The organism is Alcanivorax sp. DP30, from assembly GCF_009882945.1.
Classification (GTDB): Bacteria; Pseudomonadota; Gammaproteobacteria; order Pseudomonadales; family Alcanivoracaceae; genus Alcanivorax.
Genome location: NZ_WTUY01000004.1, coordinates 1 through 16,853, shown reverse-complemented (window position 1 = coordinate 16,853; position 16,853 = coordinate 1). Strand labels below are relative to the sequence as shown.

The following is a 16,853-nucleotide window of genomic DNA, read 5'->3' as shown; positions in this document are numbered from 1 at the left end:
GCGCCTTGCCGGTCCTTCTTCTTATGGGGCCTACCTGTTCGGGCAAGACCGCGCTGGCTATCGAGGCAGCGAAGTCCCTGCCGGTGGAAATCATCAATGTGGATTCCGCCCTGGTTTATCGGCAGCTGGATATCGGTGCCGCCCGGCCAACCCCCCAGGAACTTGCTCTGGCCCCTCACCGGTTGCTGGGATTTCGGGAAATTACCGAACCCTATTCGGCGGCGGATTTTCGCGCCGATGCCCTTCGCGAGATCCAGGCAGTTCACGATAATGGCAAACTGCCCCTGCTGGTGGGTGGCACCATGCTGTATTTCAAAGCGTTGGTGGAAGGACTGGCGCCATTGCCGCAGGCCGATGCCGGCGTGCGGGAAGAGATCGCCTCGCTGGCAGACAGGGAAGGCTGGCCGGCGGTGCATGCAGCCCTGCAGGAAGTGGATCCGGACACGGCGGCCCGGCTTAAGCCCACAGACAAGCAGCGCCTGCAACGAGCCCTGGAGGTTTATCGGCTCACAGGTCGGCCTTTGTCCGCCTTTCATGCTGACCATCATACGGCTGTCACATTGGGCGAGGATGGTTTAAGCAGATTCAGCAGCTTGCCCTGGCCAGTCTATAGTGCGGCGCTGGCTCCTGAGGACCGTGGCTGGCTGCATGCCATGATTGCCCGTCGCTTTGCCCTCATGCTGGAGACGGGTCTGGTTGATGAAGTGAAAATGCTGGCGACGCTGCCTGGGGTGCACCGGGATCTGCCGGCGATCAAGGCGGTGGGGTACAGGCAGGTGTGGGATTACCTGGATGGCCAATATGATGAAGGTGAAATGGTCCAGAAAGGTGTGGTCGCGACCCGGCAACTGGCTAAAAGGCAGTACACCTGGCTAAGGAAATGGCCAAATCTGGAATGGTTTGACAGTAATAATGAGCAACAGCGCAATGCGCTGTATGGTCAGCTTGCGAAGATCTGTAAATCTGTGTTTAGTTGAAGCGAATTGCTGCTAATTTGGTCTATAATGCCAAGGAATCACGGGTGGGGGCTTGTTAAGGCGATGTTGCCATCCCATATACGTCTGCACCTGGAACCATTATGCCGGGTTGTTGACGAATAACGTTGTCTGATTGCGGATCAGACAGGCGGTGACCGTTCGGGACGGTTTCACTGTCCAAACCGCGCTGATTGCCCGAAGTGCTGGGCACCACTTTTTACTGTTATTTCAAGGAGACTTGCCATGTCTAAGGGGCATTCTTTACAAGACCCTTTCCTCAACGCACTGCGTAAGGAACGGATTCCTGTTTCAATCTTTCTGGTCAACGGCATCAAGCTGCAGGGCCAGATTGAGTCGTTCGACCAATATGTTGTCCTGCTGAAGAACGCCGTCAGCCAGATGGTCTACAAGCACGCGATTTCCACCGTAGTGCCAGCCCGTAACCCCCGCGCAGGTGGCAACCCGGCCATGACAGCGGGAACCCCGGGCACTGCTGCACCGGCAGGAGAGAGTTACGGTAATCAGTAAGCCGTAGCCCTTTTGCTTTAAAAGCCACCTTCGGGTGGCTTTTTTATGGTGGATTTGCTGTTCAGCACGGGCCAGATAACAGGGCGAATCGACAATGATGCTGTAGCGGCAGGCTCCTGATAGAGTGGCATCGCCTGCAGACATCGCCAACAGACATGCAATGCCGATCCCGGCGGCGCAACGGCAGTAGACCGGCTCCAGCACCCGCAGTGAAAAGCATCAGAGGTGCAATTTCCTGCCTTTTTCTCCTTGCTGGTTTACAATCAGCCCATTCATCCCCATATCAGGTCTCTATGGACTTATTTGATCGTACAGAACAGTCGCGCACGGGCGCCGGAGAGAAGGCCATTCTGGTGCATCTGGATTTGCCGGATGCCATGGGGCGTGAAGATCTGGACGAGTTTCACCACCTGGTGACCTCCAGTGGTGTGGAGCCAGTGGTAGAGCTTACCGGCAAGCGTGAGCGCCCCGACCCCGCGCTGTTTATCGGTACAGGCAAGACTGATGAACTGGCGCAGCTGGTGGAGGAACACGATGCCGATGTGGTGTTGTTCAATCACTCCCTGAGCCCTGCCCAGGAGCGCAATCTTGAGCGCAAGGTGAAATGCCGGGTGCTGGATCGCACTGGCCTGATCCTGGATATCTTTGCCCAGCGCGCCCGTACCCATGAAGGGGTGTTGCAGGTGGAACTGGCGCAGCTGCGCCACCTGTCCACTCGCCTGGTGCGTGGCTGGACTCACCTGGAACGCCAGAAAGGCGGTATCGGGCTGCGTGGCCCCGGTGAAACCCAGCTGGAAACTGACCGGCGACTGTTGCGTGATCGCATCCGCGCCATCGAATCGCGGCTGGACAAGGTCCGCAAGCAGCGTGCCCAGGGCCGCCGTGCGCGGCAGCGCTCGGAAACACCCCTGATTTCCTTGGTCGGCTATACCAATGCCGGCAAATCGACGCTCTTCAATGCCATTACCACCGGCGATGTCTATGTGGCGGACCAGTTGTTCGCTACGCTGGATCCTACCCTGCGCAAGGTTAAGGTGCCCGGTGTGGGCCCGGCAATTCTGGCGGATACTGTAGGGTTCATCCGTCATCTGCCGCACCGCCTGGTGCAGGCCTTCCGTGCCACCCTGGAAGAAACCGTTAACGCCACCTTGCTGCTGCATGTGACAGACTGCAGCGCGGAAGAACGGGACAGCAACGTGGAAGCGGTCAACGAGGTGCTGGAAGAAATTGGTGGGGATCAATTGCCGGTGCTGCATGTCTACAACAAGGTAGACAACCTGGGAGAAGCCCCGCGAATTGATCGAGATGAGCACGGTCAACCCTGGCGGGTCTGGATTTCAGCGCAAACCGGAGCAGGATTTGAACTGCTGTTTGACGCCATTGCCGAACGGCTGGCGGCAGGCTGGGTAGATTGCTGGGTTCGCTTGCCCGCCCATGCGGGGCGCCTGCGCGCGCGTCTGCACGAAGCGGGTGAGGTGCTTGACGAGCGGGCGGCATTGGATGGCAGCATGCTGCTGCGTATCAACGTGAACCGTGTGCATTTCGAGCGGCTGCTGCGTGAGCAGGGCCTTAGTGAAGAAGAATTGGTTGTGCCTGCGCCCGCGGAGGAAGCAGGCCTGGTTGCAGGGGAAGGAGCCCCTTCCTACAATTCAGAACGCTCGCCGAAGGCGGGCTAACTTAAATGCCGGAGGGCGACGCGGCCCGAACGGATTGGAGATCTACATGGCGTGGAATGAACCCGGCGGTAACAAGCCGAAAGACCCTTGGGGTGGTGGCGGTGACCAAGGTCCGCCGGATCTTGATGAGGCCCTGAAGAACCTCAAGGACAAGATCAATAACGTCTTTGGTAGCAAGGGCGGTGGCAGCGGCGGCAGTACCGGTGGAGGATCACCCTGGCCGGTAGTGGTGATTGCCATTGTGGTGGCTGCATTGGTGTATGGCTTTGTCGGCTGGTACCAGGTGGATCAGCGTGAGCGCGCCGTGGTGTTGCGTTTCGGCAAGTTCGATCGCATCGTGGAGCCGGGCCTGAACTGGCGGGCACCGATTTTCGAACAGTACGAAAAGGTGGATGTGGGCCAGAATCGTCGCTTTGAGATCACCGAAGAGATGCTCACCAAAGACACCAACATCGTCAGTGTGACCCTGCAGGTGCAGTACCAGGTACTGGATCCGCGTCCGTTCCTGCTCAAGGTGACCCAGCCAGAAGCTATTCTGGAGCACGCCACCAGCTCAGCGTTGCGCCATGTGGTGGGCGCGTCGTCCATGGATGATGTGCTCAAGGACAATCGTGAAGCGATTCCCGTGCAGGTGCGCGAGCGTCTGGCGGAATACCTGAACCGCTACGACACCGGTCTGGTGCTGCGTCAGGTGGTACTCGACAAGACTGAGGCACCGAACGCCGTGCGTGATGCCTTTGATGATGTGTCCAAGGCCAAGGAAGATGAAGATCGCTTCCGCAATGAAGCCGAAGCTTACCGCAATGCGGTCATTCCCCAGGCCCGGGGCGAAGCACGCCGGGTCACGGAAGAGGCTGAGGCCTACAAGCAGCAGGTGGTGGATCGCGCCAGCGGTGATGCGGATCGTTTCACCGACCTGCTGACCGAGTACCGCAAGGCGCCGGATGTGACCCGTGAGCGTCTCTATCTGGAAACCATGACGCAGGTGTTCGGCGCTACCAGCAAGGTGCTGGTGGATGTGGAAAAGGGCAACAGCCTGATTTACCTGCCGCTTGAGCAGCTGATGAAGAAGAATGCAGGCAAGGCGGCAGAAAGTGCAGAGCAGAGCGCAGGTTCCCGGGCGCCCTCCAGTGCCGGGGCCGATGACGGGGGCAGTGGCCGCAGTGGCAGCCGCAGCCTGTACAGCACACAGAACCAGGGGTTGCGCTAATGAATAATCGTGGATGGTTTGCGCTTCTGGCAGTGGGTGTAGTCGCGCTGCTGGCGTTGGACTCCTTCTATATCGTGAAGCAGACAGAGAAGGCTGTGCTGAAGGAATTCAGCCGGATCAAGCTGGCCGATATGGATCCGGGCATTTATTTCAAATGGCCGTTTGTGTCTGAGGTAGTCAAGGTCGATGGTCGGGCGCTGGTTTATGACGTGCCTACCCAGGCGTTCCTGACCGCAGAGAAAAAGCTGCTGAACGTGGATGCCTTCGTGGTATGGCGGATCAACAATGTTCAGCGCTACATCGTGAGTGTGGGTGGCGGGTCTTCCAACCCGCAGATCATGGAAGACCGTGCTCGGCAGCTGCTGGATCCGCGAGTGAATGAGGCGCTGCGTAACGAGTTTGCTTCCCGCACCGTGTTCCAGGTGGTCGCCGGTGAAAGTGATGTGGAAGAGGTGAAGGATGGCAAGGCTATCATCCGGGATCCCACCACGGGTGAAACCACTGAGGTGCCTACCGAAAAACTGGATGCTTCTGTGCTGGATGCGGCAGAAGGCAAGGCCGTTGCGGATAGCGCTTCAGCTTCTGATCAGCGTGAAGCGCTGATGGATCAGGTCCGGGAGGAAGTTAACAAGTCCACCATGGAAGATCTGGGTATCGAAGTGGTGGATATCCGTGTGAAGCAGGTGGACTGGCCGGAACAGGTGCGTGGTCGAGTCTTTGACCGTATGCGTGCCGAGCGCCAGCGTGACGCAGCAGCACACCGTTCCCAGGGTCGCGAGGAAGCAGAGAAGATCCGCGCCGGTGCCGATCGTCAGCGCACCGAGATCCTGGCGGATGCCTATCGCAAGTCCCAGGCGATCCGTGGTGAAGGTGATGCGCTCGCGGCGTCCATCTACGCCGGGGCGTACAATCAGGACAAGGAGTTCTTCCGCTTCTATCGCAGCCTGCAAGCCTACAAGGAGAGCTTCAAGGATCCGGAAGATGTGATGATTCTGGAGCCGGACAGCGACTTCTTCCGCTATATGAAGGGTGCCAAAGGGCAGTAACCAGGCCCGGGTACACAAAAAGCCCCGCACTGCGGGGCTTTTTTATGGTTCATCGCGGATTAGCGGGAAAAGCCCGATTTAATTCCCCCAGCCCCTTTCCGTAGGAGCGTCGCTCGCGGCGCGATTCGAGGCCAGGGCCAAAAGCGTTTTCACCACAGAGAAGCACAGAGAAAATCTTTTTCCCCTCAGTGGGTTATGTGCTCTCTGTGGTATTTAAAGACGTTGGCAATCGCGCCGCGAGCGACGCTCCTACGGGAAGGTCTTTGCTGCAAGCCATTCCCTCAAATCCGCGATGAACCTTTTTTTATGGGCGGCTTCGCGGCCGCAACAGGCGAAGAGAGCAGCGGCAAGCTACAAGACGGGAGCGTGAGGCGCGGAAAAGTCACGGAAAGTGCCATCTGCTGATACGTCAGCGATGGGTTTGGACAGGCATGTTGAACCTGTCAGATGCCGGGAACCCGTGATAGAATGCCGCAACCGGGGGCAATGCTCCCGGTTTTTTTGTGGCTGTTTTTGGCAGTAATGATGGATTTTTCCTTGTTGATCAAGGCGTTGTGCCTGGTGTTGGTCATTGAAGGCATTCCACTGTTTCTGGCCCCGGAGCGTGCCCGTGCGGCTGCCCTGCAGGTGGCGGGAATGTCCGGACGAACATTGAGAATTCTTGGGCTGGTGCTGATGTTGCTGGGCGCCGGCCTGTTGGCAGGTCTGTAGGATCTGACTTCACGGCGAAGTGGAAAGGCCGGCAACGGCATTTTCAATACCCGAACATGGTGAATGAATGAATCAGGAAGCACAGTGGCTGCTGCCCGATGGGGTGGAAGAAGTTCTTCCCGGCCGCGCCCGGGCGATTGAGCAATTGCGTCGTCGCACGCTGGACCTGTATCAGCGTTGGGGCTACGAGCTGGTATTCCCGCCGCTGATCGAGTTTCTCGAATCCCTGCTCAATGGCGCAGGCCGTGATCTGGAGCGTGAAACCTTCAAGATTACTGACCAGCTCACCGGTCGTCTGATGGGGGTACGTGCCGACATTACTCCCCAGGTGGCACGAATGGATGCCCACAGCCTGCGCCAGAGTGCACCGACCCGGCTGTGCTACTGCTCCAGCGCTTTGCGTACCCGTCCGGCAGTGGCTGGGGGCACGCGTCTTCCTTATCAGATCGGTGTGGAGCTGTTCGGCCATGCAGGTGCCGATAGCGATCTGGAAGTGATCTCGCTGCTGCTGGAAACTCTGGAACTGGCGGGCCTTGATCAGACCCTTGTGCTGGATCTGGGTCATGTGGGCCTGTTCCGTGGACTACTGGAAGCCTGCGATCTGAGCGAGGCCCGGCAATACCAGCTGGAAGATATCTACGTGCGCAAGGCGCGGGTGGAACTGGAAAGCTTCGTGGAAGAATGCGAGTTGCCGGCCAAGGCGGGTGATGCCTTGCTGGCGTTGCCCTGGTTGGCCGGTGATGCGCGAGTGCTGGATCAGGCGCGGGCGTTACTGGGCGATTTCCCGGTGGCCCTGGAGGCGCTGTCTGAACTTTCCGAACTGGTCGAGGTGTTGGCGGCGAAGGGCGTTAACCTGCATCTGGATCTGGGTGAACTGCGTGGCTATCACTACCATACCGGCTGTGTCTTTGCGGCCTATTTGCCGGGGCAGAGTGAACCGCTGGCCAAGGGCGGCCGCTATGATCATATCGGCGAAGTGTTTGGCCGGGCCCGTGCCGCCACAGGCTTCAGTGCTGATCTGAAGATGCTGGCAGCCCACGTCCAGGCGGCAGAAAACAATGGCATTCTGGCTGAAGGTTCGCTGCGTGATGCGGATTTTGCGGCTTCCGTGGCGGCCCTGCGTGAACAGGGCGAACGGGTGGTGCTGGCGTTGCCGGGGGCGGACAATGATCCGCGGGTGCTCGGTTGCCAGCGCAAGCTGGTCCAGGCTGATAATGGCTGGGTCATTCAAAAAATTTGATTCATGGGCGGAGTGATCCGTCTGACGTCAGGAAAAATGCACGTGTCACGTGTAAGCGTTAACTCGACAGGCAGCTAGCAATCATGGGTAAGAACGTAGTCATTCTCGGCACCCAGTGGGGTGATGAAGGCAAGGGCAAGATCGTGGATCTGCTCACCGATCAGGCTTCTCTGGTGGCCCGCTTTCAGGGCGGTCACAACGCCGGGCATACCCTGGTGATCGACGGCAAGAAAACCGTTCTCCACCTTATTCCTTCAGGGATTCTGCGCGAAGATGTGCAATGCCTGATTGGTAACGGTGTGGTGCTGGCCCTGGATGCCCTGCTCAAGGAAATCGCGGGTCTGGAAGCGAATGGTGTACCGGTGCGTGATCGCCTGCGCCTGTCCGCGTCATGCCCGCTGATTCTTCCTGTGCACGTGGCACTGGATCAGGCCCGTGAAGCTGCCCGTGGTGCCAAAAAGATTGGCACTACCGGTCGTGGTATCGGTCCGGCTTACGAAGACAAGGTCGCCCGTCGCGGCCTGCGTCTGGGTGATATTTATCACCGTGAGCGTTTTGCTGCCAAGCTGGGCGAAGTGATGGATTACCACAACTTTGTGCTGCGCCATTACTACAATGCCGAGCCGGTGGATTTCCAGCAGACGCTGGATGAAACCCTGAAATTTGGTGAAGACGTGCGCGACATGGTGACTGATGTGACCGCCGTGCTGCACGAGGCCCGTGAGCGTGGTGAGAACATCATGTTCGAAGGTGCCCAGGGCACCCTGCTGGATATCGACCACGGTACCTATCCGTATGTGACCAGCTCCAATACCACCGCTGGCGGTACTGCCACGGGTACCGGTGTGGGCCCGCTGTATCTGGACTATGTGTTGGGTATCACCAAGGCCTACACCACCCGTGTGGGCAGCGGCCCGTTCCCCACCGAGCTGTTTGATGAGAATGGCCGTTATCTGGCAGAGAAAGGTCACGAGTTCGGTTCCACCACCGGCCGTGCCCGTCGTTGTGGCTGGTTTGATGCGGTGGCGCTAAAGCGTTCCATTCAGATTAATTCCATTTCCGGGCTGTGTCTGACCAAGCTGGACGTGCTGGATGGTCTGGAAGAGGTAAACATCTGCGTGGGTTATCAGGATGCCGATGGCAACTCCCTGGCCTGCGCCTGGGATGCGGACAGCTACGAAGAAGTGAAGCCGGTGTACGAAAGCCTGCCGGGCTGGAGTGAGTCCACCTTGGGCGTGAAATCCGTGGATGATTTGCCTGCCAATGCCCAGGCTTACCTGAAGCGCATTGAGGAAGTGACTGGCGCACCCATCGACATCATTTCCACCGGCCCGGATCGGGTCGAGACCATCATCAAGCGTCATCCGTTCGCTTGAGGCTGACACGAAAACAAAAACGCCCCGCATAGCGGGGCGTTTTTGTTTTCGGGGTGGGAAGGGCGGCAAGGTTTTTGGTGTGCTGGCAGCACTCCCGCAGTACCGCTCTCCCGGTTTTGCTTTGCGCATGTTGCTGTTGCTACCGCAAAACGGCCCAAAAAAGGCGCCAATCTGGCGCCCTTTTTGACGTGGGTTATTCGCCTTCCGGGTTGTAGATCCAGAGCATGTTGTTGACATGCTTGCTGGTGTCTTCGCCCATCAGTACACGGCCGTCGTTCAGTACGTAGACGTTGTCCGGGCGGGAGACATTGTCGTCGGAGCACTGACTGCCGGTCGCTGTGCTGTCATAGGGGCCACCGGCAACCACCGGGTCCATGCGGCTGACATCATAGTCGGCTTCCAGCGGCAGGCGGTACATGATGCCGCAGGCGTTTTTTGAGACCTGAATATCACCAGTATCATCGGTCATGGCACCAGTGATATCGGTCAGCCCCACGTACATGTATGGGATGGTGCCGTCTTTGGCGCCTGCGTAGTTGATGTTGATGCCTTCCATCTTGTTGAACTCGACGGTGGCGCCCAGCGCTTCGGCGGCTTTCAGGGTTTCCAGGAAGGCCACGCGGTCATCGGTGAACGGTGAGGCGGCAATGCCGTTCATGCCGTCCAGATCCTGACCCAGTTTGCTCTCGGCCCAGTCGTTGATCTGTTGGTCGGTGATGTAGCTGTTGGCGTCGGTCACGAAGTCGCTTTCATCGATGCCGTCGTACTCATCGATGGCGGCTTCCAGAGCGGCATTGGTGCTGGAGCCAAGCTCGATCCATTCCAGATCGAAGCCGGCGATGCTGCTGTCGGTTTCGTCGTCCTGGGTCGCCTTGGCGGCGTACATGGTGCCCGAGGACAGATCGCCAGCGGTATCGGCAACAAACTTGTAGAACCCCTTGTTACCGCCGTCATCCGTCAGGTAAACAGTCTTCTCGTCGGGCATGATGATCGGGTTTTCGTGGGCAACACGGCCAAGCGTGAAGTGCTTCACGGGTACCGGGGCGGCATCGGTGGGGTTGGTGATTTCCACGATGTAGCCGTAGTCATATGGGTTGGGGAAGGTGCCGCCCAGGTAGTCCTGGATCTTCTGCACATCGCCGTAGCTGGGGTAGCCGCCGGAGTAGCTGCTGTCGTTCCAGTGGGCGGTGTTTTCGGCCTCGTAGTTTTCTTCCGAGGTCAGCGGAGTGCCCCAGGGAGAGACGCTACCGAAACAGTTGATCATGGTGCCCTTCACCCCTGAGAAGTCGATGTCCATGGCACTGTTGACGAACCACTCCTCGTCTACCTTGCTCAGTTCCATGCGGCTCATGCCGCCGGGACGATCTTCCCAGGCGGTGAACAGATAACCGCTGTTGCCTTCCTCATCGGTGGCAATAAAGGCATTGAAGTCGGGGTTGTTGGATTGCTTGATGGAGCTGCTGCCGTCGCCACTGACAATGTGGCCGAGACCGAACGGCAGGCCGCCGGCAAAGGTGGCGCCCTCTCGCCCCAGAACCTGATAGCGGCCAGTGGCTACCCGTGTGGTCATGGCGTCAACGGAATCCGGATCGGGCACGCTGACCGGCTCAAGGTCGGTGGGCAGGTTCTGGATGTCTACCCCGATCCAGGCGCCAACTGCAGCCTTGTCCTCGCCATTGGGCAAGGTGTCGGAGGGGTGCTGGATGTTAAAGAAGACTTCACCGTTGGGGCTGACTTCGATACCGGTCAGCTCGGCGCCTTTGGGAATAGTAGCAAGGCGAGTGACTTTGGCACCTGCGGTGCTGTCTGCATTATCGTTGCTGTCATTGCCGCCACAGGCAGCCAGAGTGGCTGCAGCGATGGCTACCGCCAGGGCTTTCTTGTTCAACATCATGTTCATGGCTTCCCACCAGGTTGGAGAATTTAAGAGCCCTGATTGTGGGAAGCGAATATGAAAAAATGACGATAGACTTATTGCGGTTTCAAGGCGCTGCTTGCGAGTGTGTCTCACTACCAGCAGACCAGTTCAGGCGTATATCCCAACCATAATATTGGTGCTCTCTCGGTAGGGGCGGCTCACCTGCATCCACTTCTTCAAACACATTTTCCGCTGGAAGCCAGGTGGCGTCGCGGCCGCGGATATAGCTCTGGTGGCGGACAATATGGGTATAGGCCTTGTTCAGTTTCAGGGCGCGTTCCCGTGATGGGGAAATAAGGGTGTAGACATCGGCGCTCCTGACCTTGTCCACATCGACGCTGCCGTCGGCATGGTACCAGCGCTGTAACATCTCCGGGTTTTCCCGGAATTCACTGCCGCCCCCGGCGCGTTTCAGATAATTGAGAATCTCACCCTCGGTTTCGGTGATGCTGGGAGCATCCTGCATGTCTCGGGTATTGATATAACCCCAGCCATCTGCGCCGGTGACCTTGCGGGCAAAGGAGAACGTCTGGTCGATGGTGGTGCCGACTGCCGCATGGCAACCCATGCATTGCATGTTTTCTTCAAACGTCTGCGGGCGCAGCTCTCCGTCATAATCTTCAATAAAGCCGCTTACCATCCAGCCCATGCCATTTTCCATGCCTTCGTCAAAATGGTTGATGAAAGTAGGCAGCATGCCCAGGCGCTTGTCCTTGCGCTCACGGGCATAACGGCTGTCCACATCGTAGGGATCCAGCTGACGAATTTTTCGCATGTAACGCAGCTCCTTCATGCGCGGCGGTACGACAATGTTGTCGCTGTCGTCGATGCCCACATAGCGAACCGAGTGCATGAATTCTGTCCCGGTGGGGTATTGCTGTTTGGCCAGAGCGACATCGGCGGCATCCCCCAGATAATGATCGCGTTTTTGTAGCTGGCGAACGCCTTCCTCAAGCATGCCGTCACCGTCCAGGTCCGTATTGATTACGGTTTCATCCATGGCAGGAATGGAGATGCGGTCCAGCTGCTTGATAGCCATTTCCAGCAGGGAAAGATTGAGCAGATATATGTCGCGATTTTCCTTGCCGCGCAATTCACGAAATGCCTTGGGTAGCCGGATGATGACATCGTCCGTGGAACCGTTAGTGGGCCAGAAGGTGCCGGGGAACGGTTTGTAGTTGAAAGCGACCCAGTCACTGCCATCCATGGCAAAACCCTGTGCATCAAAGGCTTGTTGCGGGTTGGCGTAATTATTCAGATCCGGTACGAAGCCTTTCCAGTCTTGTGCTTTCAGTCGTGCGGGAAGGTCGCGGTAATTGTCCTGCTTGATCCAGGCCAGGATGGCTTCATCACTGACTTGTTCAAGCCATTGCTGACGATCCACAAACAGGTTGGACCAGTGGTTGCTCAGTCCGACATCGGAGAAGGCATACCCCCCCTGCAGGGCCCCATCGTCCAGCCGGTTCATTCTTTCCTCGTCAGACGGGTAGCGTTGGTGGCAGGTGTAGCAGGGATTAAAGCGGTCTTCGGTTTTGGTGTAGCACTGCGGAGGGATTGGTGCTTCCAAATTGGTAATGGCGTTGTTGGTGACCTCGATGCGCTGTGTTTCGGCTACCTCGGGAAGCAGGCTGTCGCCGCCATCATTGTCGCAACCGCTCACGCTGGCAATTGCAACAAGAGCAAGTAGAAAGGTTGCGACGGGGGGCGTGACTGCATGCTTCATGATCGGTTCCTGGCAAGAATGTTTGGCAGGCAGGCTAGAGAGCAGTGATGACAGGCAAGTGACAATTAATGCATTGATGCGCGCTAACATAAAACTGTCGAAAAGATCAGTTCAAATTGGTGGGGATAAAAGAATCCATTGTGCTTTTTGAGTGACACCTTGTTTCGGTGTTCTGTGCGATGGGGTATTCACTCGTTCAAGCGCATTATTGCTGGCGACTATTACGGGGTGAGTTGTGGAAGCTGATATGCCCTGTGATGGCACGGTCGGCCGGGCGCTTGTCGGAATGATTGGATGTCAGGGAGGCGGTGGGATGTTGGCGGTATTGCTCAGAGGGTGCATCCTGCTGCTATCAGGAGCTGCTCAGGCTGCTTGCCTGGAGGGCTCGGGCGAGGTGTTGCATGCCCGCTATGACGTTTATGGTCAGACTCAGCGTTACAGTGTTGATTTCTATCGCGACCCGCAGCAGGTGGCATGGCAGCAGGATGCGGTGATCAGTGTCTGGTCCCGGGATGCGGGTGGGGCCTCCCTGCTGCGAGCCTTTCCGCATTTTCAGCGTTCCATCTGGTATCCCGCCGAAGATCTGCAGGCGTTGGGCACTGCAAGGGCGTGGCGCTCTGTGGCTGGGTGGCCGGAACCGGCATCACTGGGTTATGCCGTGGAAGTCGAGCTGGCCGGGGTTGTGCAGGGCTGTCCGGTGACTGAATACGGTCGTGGTGTCAGCCGGGTTTTGTGGGTGGAGGCGGCAGACTTGCCGGCCAGAATCTCAGACGGGGAGCAGGTCTGGCAGCTGGTGGCGCTGAAAAAAAGGTCCGCGGCGGAGACATTCGGGCGCTGGTTGGAGTGGCCCAGTACGGATTTTACCGATGTGGGTGATAGTGAAGTGGATCCGTTTTTGCGCAGGATGATCGCGCAGGGGGTTGCCGGGCGCGGCGCTTACGGAGCGGCTTCAGCAGAAGCGGCCCCGTAAGTGGATCGCGGGATCAGCGTTTGTTGCGGGTGACCAGAATCAGCCCGGCGGTGATGGCGATGACGGCGGCGGGGAACAGGAGCAGGTAACGCTTTCGCTTGGCTTCCTTTTCCCGCTGGGCCTCGGCCTGGGCGATGGCCGGATGGATCTCGCTGTCTGCCGTTTTCGCGGTTGTATCCGCGGCATAGGTGGGAACCGGCGCCAGGAAAAGGCCCAGGGCCAGCATATTGGCGACAAACAGATTGCGAACGGTGGTCATGAGCATAGCTACCTCTCAGTGTCGAACGACGGGTGACGGTAGGCCTGAAACGAAAAAGGGCCCCCGTTTGGGAGCCCTTTCGAAATTGGTGCGAGGAGAGGACTCAAATAGGGTGCGTAACTGTCTGATATAAATAAAGATATCCCAGTTCGGTTTTGCTTCATACCAACACATGTACCAACAAGCGGGTTTGTAAAATTTCTGACGCATGAAGGTGTCGTCATTCACCTAAATCCTCTTTCGCTGACTATATCCAAATTTGGAGAGCAGCGAAGGGTGTGGATCATACCATTCTTGCCACCTTGTGCCACCTGCTCGATCAGGGAGGCGAGGGGCTTATCCACAGAATAAGCGACCCAGGGGCATGGCTTTGAGAGGATGGGGGGCAGGCCCTTTGGTGTGGGAGAGCAGGGAGTGTCACCTAGCCGATCAGATGACTACATTGTGACCGTGCTAGCAATCACGTGATATCGGCTTTCTATCTAGTCGTCCGCTGGTCTTCTTGTGAAGGGAGACGAGCAGGCATTTTGCTGTGGCTAGACTTCCATGAACGCTCGGCAAAAAACTAATTCCCCCAAAAATCATTGAATCTGCATAAATCGTACATTGAATTCAGGATTTTTTTGGGTGCGTTGTTTTTAAGGCTTGACGTCGTGGCTGGGAATGCAGTAGTTTTTTCTTGGCTTGGCATCGCCACAGATAGCTAAGTCCTCCTGCACCTGATTAACGCGGTGTTGGCAGAACACTACAGACATTTAATGTCTTTTCAACAGCGCAGCCTGAATGGAAGTGGCATCCATCAGCAATAAGTCGCCCTCCCTAGTATTGGTTTCACGCGAAGCGTGAACTTCCAGTCAAACACAAAATTATATTGGATTGCGACCTTGTGGTCGTTCTGAGGAATTTGGCTGCGCTGCGCTGAGCGTAGGCACAATTCTTATGGCATTACTTTGCCTTGGGAATGGTGTCGTTTGGCGCAGTATTTTGGAGGTTTAATGAATACTCGATTGATTGCTGCGCCGCCATCTGTTTGCGCAGGTGAAGCACCAAAGCCGCTAACCGGCCTCACTATGCTGTCAGCCAAAGATCTGGCTGAGGAATTGGGGATCGGAGTGAGCACGCTGTGGGCTTGGGTTGATTGCAACGGGAAGCACTTTATTCCCGAATTTCCACAGCCGATAAGGCTGGGAGGGAACTGTACCCGCTGGCGGGCGCAAGATGTGGCAGATTATTTGGCCGACGTCACGGGAGATAATCATGGTGATTAGTCATGTTTTCTCATCGTTACAGAGACGGACAGCTTGTTCTGCAAGAAAGCTGCTTGCCATCCAAGACATGTGGGATAGCGCGAAGGAGAACGCTTTTTGCCTAGATGGGCAGAGCGAAATTTTGGATGCATATTCCTACTTGGAAGCGGTAACAGACAAGATCCGTGCCGGCGAAGATATCCAAATCGCGGTAGAGAGTCAGTCAGCTAATGGCCGTAAGCGGATGGTCCCTGGTAAGGATTACTTTTCGGTGGTCAAGATCTTGAAAATAAACCGCAGTGTCATAAGGCGGTATGACCTCCTGCCAGACATGAAAGCATGGTTGGAATTACTTGAGTGTCCCAGATTTTCTGCATTGGTAGATATTCGGCCAGGTAGGTATGCCCTGACGAAAGAAGTCGTCGACAACATGAGTGAATGCGTTGACTGTTACCGAAGGACTGTCATTAGCCAGGCTCATGGAAAGCGATGCTATAACGCTGCGGGCAATGCCAAGCGGCGTTATCACTCCGTGATGCAGCCTGTCAGGCAGTGTTTTCGGCAGTGCGATAAGGCCGAAATTGCCTTGATCGATTTGTCATGGAAGCCGGAGTTCAGGATGCGGAAGGCATTAGCTGATACCGACGCTGCTTATAAAAAGTTTGCAAATGGGATTCGGCATCACTCTGCATCTCACTGCATTCTGGTGGCTATCTTTTCTGTGGAATTGAGCGACCACAAGGGATTCCATATCAGCGGTATGCTGTTGCTCAAACCTGGAGCCGGGGAGCGGGCGACTAACCTTGGCTGCTACTGGCGAGATAATGTGACGGATGGGGAAGGTAGTTTTCTGTGCGCAACCGACAAGCCATTTGCTGCCACATTATCGAAGTGGTCAGGGTTGAACTTCATAGATGTTGCTTCTCCTGTTGATGTTCAGGGCGATCATGCCCGGCAGCAGCTCCTGGAAGCTGCTGTTACGCGCTTCGCTGAATTCAGCCAGAAACTACGTGCAAATGGTAACGGGAAAAAGCACCGGCAGATCAGGATAATTAAAGGGGCACAAATTCGGCGCTTGGCTAAGACTGTGCCAAACGTTGTCGATAGTGGGGGTGAGAAATGGTGATTCGGTCCATTCAGGTTCCGCCTATTAATATCGGCATTGATGCTTTGTCCGGTCGTGGGTTGGGATTTTTTCCAGGACTATGTGCCAACGGGCATGTCGAGATCACCGGATCATCTGGCATGGGGAAGTCGACCGTAGCCAAATTTATCGCATCATACCTGTTCTGTTCGAAGGTGCCGGTAGTGATTTTCGATTTTCATGATGACTTGGCTATATCAGGGATCAGGACGCTGCATCTTGGAGATGGAGCTTCCGGTGAATGTTCGATCAGATTTCTGGAGCCAACGCCCTTGGCATTGGAGGTCTTTGGTCTGAGAGGGTGCCTGGAAAACGCGGTCAGAGCCATTGAAGCGACGGGGAGGCGAAAGCTTGGAGATGGTCAAATCAACGTTCTGCGATCAGCGATCATGGAGTTGTGGCGGCGCCTGGGGATTACGGAAAGCGCTTCCGATTCCCCCGCTGCGGCTGCAAAGAGTATTCGGCCTTCTGATTTGAGAGATCTTCTTCTTGAGAAGAAAGACGAGGCCGAAAGCAGCAGGGAAAGGCAGATTTTTGATGGCTTGATAAACCGTGTTGATGTATTGGCTGCATGCGCTATTTTCGAGCATGAATCGCCCTTGAGGGTTGATGATCTTTTACAGAATGGTGCGCGTCTTCATATGCAGGGAATCCCCGCTTCAATGAGGGGCTGGGTGGCTCGAACCTTGGTGAATATGATCTATGCTGAAATTGCGGCTATGGGGCCAGTGAAAGAATGATCCTGCCCAGGACTTTCGGACACGCTTTTAAGCAGCTTGTTGTGCCTCAAACGCTTCCGGGCTGAGGTGGCCGTTGGCGCTGTGTCGG

The 16,853-nt window shown here is 56.6% G+C and carries 15 protein-coding genes; 12 read left to right on the top strand and 3 right to left on the bottom strand.

What is annotated here, in order from left to right; genetic code table 11:
• Nucleotides 1–23: 23 nt before the first annotated feature.
• The 8 genes from miaA to GQF00_RS06430 all read left to right on the top strand — a co-directional run bounded on the left by miaA (nt 24) and on the right by GQF00_RS06430 (nt 8,764).
• Nucleotides 24–977: a tRNA (adenosine(37)-N6)-dimethylallyltransferase MiaA gene (miaA, locus tag GQF00_RS06465; RefSeq protein ID WP_161319172.1), complete on the top strand. Its 954-nt coding sequence runs from the start codon at nt 24–26 to the stop codon at nt 975–977.
• A 243-nt stretch (nt 978–1,220) separates the two neighbouring features.
• Complete coding sequence (hfq, locus tag GQF00_RS06460) at nt 1,221–1,505, top strand: RNA chaperone Hfq (protein WP_161318358.1); 285 nt, start codon at nt 1,221–1,223, stop codon at nt 1,503–1,505.
• A gap of 293 nt (nt 1,506–1,798) precedes the next feature.
• Nucleotides 1,799–3,181: a ribosome rescue GTPase HflX gene (hflX, locus tag GQF00_RS06455; RefSeq protein ID WP_161318357.1), complete on the top strand. Its 1,383-nt coding sequence runs from the start codon at nt 1,799–1,801 to the stop codon at nt 3,179–3,181.
• A 46-nt stretch (nt 3,182–3,227) separates the two neighbouring features.
• Nucleotides 3,228–4,391: an FtsH protease activity modulator HflK gene (gene hflK, locus GQF00_RS06450; protein WP_161318356.1), complete on the top strand. Its 1,164-nt coding sequence runs from the start codon at nt 3,228–3,230 to the stop codon at nt 4,389–4,391.
• Entirely contained in the window at nt 4,391–5,437 is a 1,047-nt protein-coding gene (gene hflC / locus GQF00_RS06445; RefSeq protein ID WP_161318355.1) for a protease modulator HflC, read from the top strand. The genes hflK and hflC overlap by 1 nt, the downstream gene beginning before the upstream one ends.
• A gap of 525 nt (nt 5,438–5,962) precedes the next feature.
• Nucleotides 5,963–6,148, top strand: coding sequence for a DUF2065 domain-containing protein (locus GQF00_RS06440; protein WP_161318354.1), 186 nt, complete (start codon nt 5,963–5,965; stop codon nt 6,146–6,148).
• Between the two features lie 67 nt (nt 6,149–6,215).
• On the top strand, nt 6,216–7,388 hold the full coding sequence (locus GQF00_RS06435; RefSeq protein WP_161318353.1) for an ATP phosphoribosyltransferase regulatory subunit: 1,173 nt from the start codon (nt 6,216–6,218) through the stop codon (nt 7,386–7,388).
• Nucleotides 7,389–7,471: 83 nt separating this feature from the next.
• Nucleotides 7,472–8,764, top strand: coding sequence for an adenylosuccinate synthase (locus GQF00_RS06430; RefSeq protein ID WP_161318352.1), 1,293 nt, complete (start codon nt 7,472–7,474; stop codon nt 8,762–8,764).
• Between the two features lie 193 nt (nt 8,765–8,957).
• On the opposite strand, the gene GQF00_RS06425 is transcribed toward GQF00_RS06430, so the two are convergent.
• Both GQF00_RS06425 and GQF00_RS06420 read right to left on the bottom strand, forming a co-directional pair.
• Nucleotides 8,958–10,664 (bottom strand): PhoX family phosphatase, encoded by a 1,707-nt coding sequence (locus tag GQF00_RS06425; RefSeq protein ID WP_237440427.1) that lies wholly within the window; start codon nt 10,662–10,664, stop codon nt 8,958–8,960.
• Between the two features lie 82 nt (nt 10,665–10,746).
• Nucleotides 10,747–12,405 (bottom strand): hypothetical protein, encoded by a 1,659-nt coding sequence (locus GQF00_RS06420; RefSeq protein ID WP_161318351.1) that lies wholly within the window; start codon nt 12,403–12,405, stop codon nt 10,747–10,749.
• Nucleotides 12,406–12,718: 313 nt separating this feature from the next.
• Here GQF00_RS06420 and GQF00_RS06415 point away from each other — a divergent pair, with 313 nt between their 5' ends.
• Nucleotides 12,719–13,375 (top strand): hypothetical protein, encoded by a 657-nt coding sequence (locus GQF00_RS06415; RefSeq protein WP_161318350.1) that lies wholly within the window; start codon nt 12,719–12,721, stop codon nt 13,373–13,375.
• 13 nt (nt 13,376–13,388) lie between these two features.
• On the opposite strand, the gene GQF00_RS06410 is transcribed toward GQF00_RS06415, so the two are convergent.
• Nucleotides 13,389–13,640, bottom strand: a complete 252-nt coding sequence (locus tag GQF00_RS06410; RefSeq protein ID WP_237440426.1) for a hypothetical protein — start codon at nt 13,638–13,640, stop codon at nt 13,389–13,391.
• A gap of 989 nt (nt 13,641–14,629) precedes the next feature.
• Here GQF00_RS06410 and GQF00_RS06405 point away from each other — a divergent pair.
• The 3 genes from GQF00_RS06405 to GQF00_RS06395 are packed head-to-tail and all read left to right on the top strand — an operon-like array spanning nt 14,630 to nt 16,765.
• Nucleotides 14,630–14,902, top strand: a complete 273-nt coding sequence (locus GQF00_RS06405; protein ID WP_035233505.1) for an AlpA family transcriptional regulator — start codon at nt 14,630–14,632, stop codon at nt 14,900–14,902.
• Entirely contained in the window at nt 14,892–16,007 is a 1,116-nt protein-coding gene (locus GQF00_RS06400) for a hypothetical protein (protein WP_161318349.1), read from the top strand. Before GQF00_RS06405 ends, GQF00_RS06400 begins: the two co-directional genes overlap by 11 nt.
• Nucleotides 16,001–16,765 carry a helicase HerA domain-containing protein gene (locus GQF00_RS06395; protein ID WP_161318348.1) on the top strand — a complete coding sequence of 255 codons (765 nt, stop codon included), beginning with the start codon at nt 16,001–16,003 and terminating at the stop codon, nt 16,763–16,765. Before GQF00_RS06400 ends, GQF00_RS06395 begins: the two co-directional genes overlap by 7 nt.
• Nucleotides 16,766–16,853: the final 88 nt, after the last annotated feature.

What these genes read in the sequence shown, in the direction of transcription:
- GQF00_RS06400 (WP_161318349.1), top strand. Translation starts at nt 14,892, where the DNA reads ATGGTGATTAGTCATGTTTTCTCATCGTTACAGAGACGGACAGCTTGT.
- hflC (WP_161318355.1), top strand. Translation starts at nt 4,391, where the DNA reads ATGAATAATCGTGGATGGTTTGCGCTTCTGGCAGTGGGTGTAGTCGCG.
- GQF00_RS06430 (WP_161318352.1), top strand. Translation starts at nt 7,472, where the DNA reads ATGGGTAAGAACGTAGTCATTCTCGGCACCCAGTGGGGTGATGAAGGC.
- GQF00_RS06415 (WP_161318350.1), top strand. Translation starts at nt 12,719, where the DNA reads ATGTTGGCGGTATTGCTCAGAGGGTGCATCCTGCTGCTATCAGGAGCT.
- hfq (WP_161318358.1), top strand. Translation starts at nt 1,221, where the DNA reads ATGTCTAAGGGGCATTCTTTACAAGACCCTTTCCTCAACGCACTGCGT.
- hflX (WP_161318357.1), top strand. Translation starts at nt 1,799, where the DNA reads ATGGACTTATTTGATCGTACAGAACAGTCGCGCACGGGCGCCGGAGAG.
- GQF00_RS06420 (WP_161318351.1), bottom strand. Translation starts at nt 12,405, where the DNA reads ATGAAGCATGCAGTCACGCCCCCCGTCGCAACCTTTCTACTTGCTCTT.
- GQF00_RS06440 (WP_161318354.1), top strand. Translation starts at nt 5,963, where the DNA reads ATGGATTTTTCCTTGTTGATCAAGGCGTTGTGCCTGGTGTTGGTCATT.
- miaA (WP_161319172.1), top strand. Translation starts at nt 24, where the DNA reads ATGGGGCCTACCTGTTCGGGCAAGACCGCGCTGGCTATCGAGGCAGCG.
- GQF00_RS06405 (WP_035233505.1), top strand. Translation starts at nt 14,630, where the DNA reads ATGAATACTCGATTGATTGCTGCGCCGCCATCTGTTTGCGCAGGTGAA.
- GQF00_RS06425 (WP_237440427.1), bottom strand. Translation starts at nt 10,664, where the DNA reads ATGAACATGATGTTGAACAAGAAAGCCCTGGCGGTAGCCATCGCTGCA.
- hflK (WP_161318356.1), top strand. Translation starts at nt 3,228, where the DNA reads ATGGCGTGGAATGAACCCGGCGGTAACAAGCCGAAAGACCCTTGGGGT.
- GQF00_RS06435 (WP_161318353.1), top strand. Translation starts at nt 6,216, where the DNA reads ATGAATCAGGAAGCACAGTGGCTGCTGCCCGATGGGGTGGAAGAAGTT.
- GQF00_RS06410 (WP_237440426.1), bottom strand. Translation starts at nt 13,640, where the DNA reads ATGCTCATGACCACCGTTCGCAATCTGTTTGTCGCCAATATGCTGGCC.
- GQF00_RS06395 (WP_161318348.1), top strand. Translation starts at nt 16,001, where the DNA reads ATGGTGATTCGGTCCATTCAGGTTCCGCCTATTAATATCGGCATTGAT.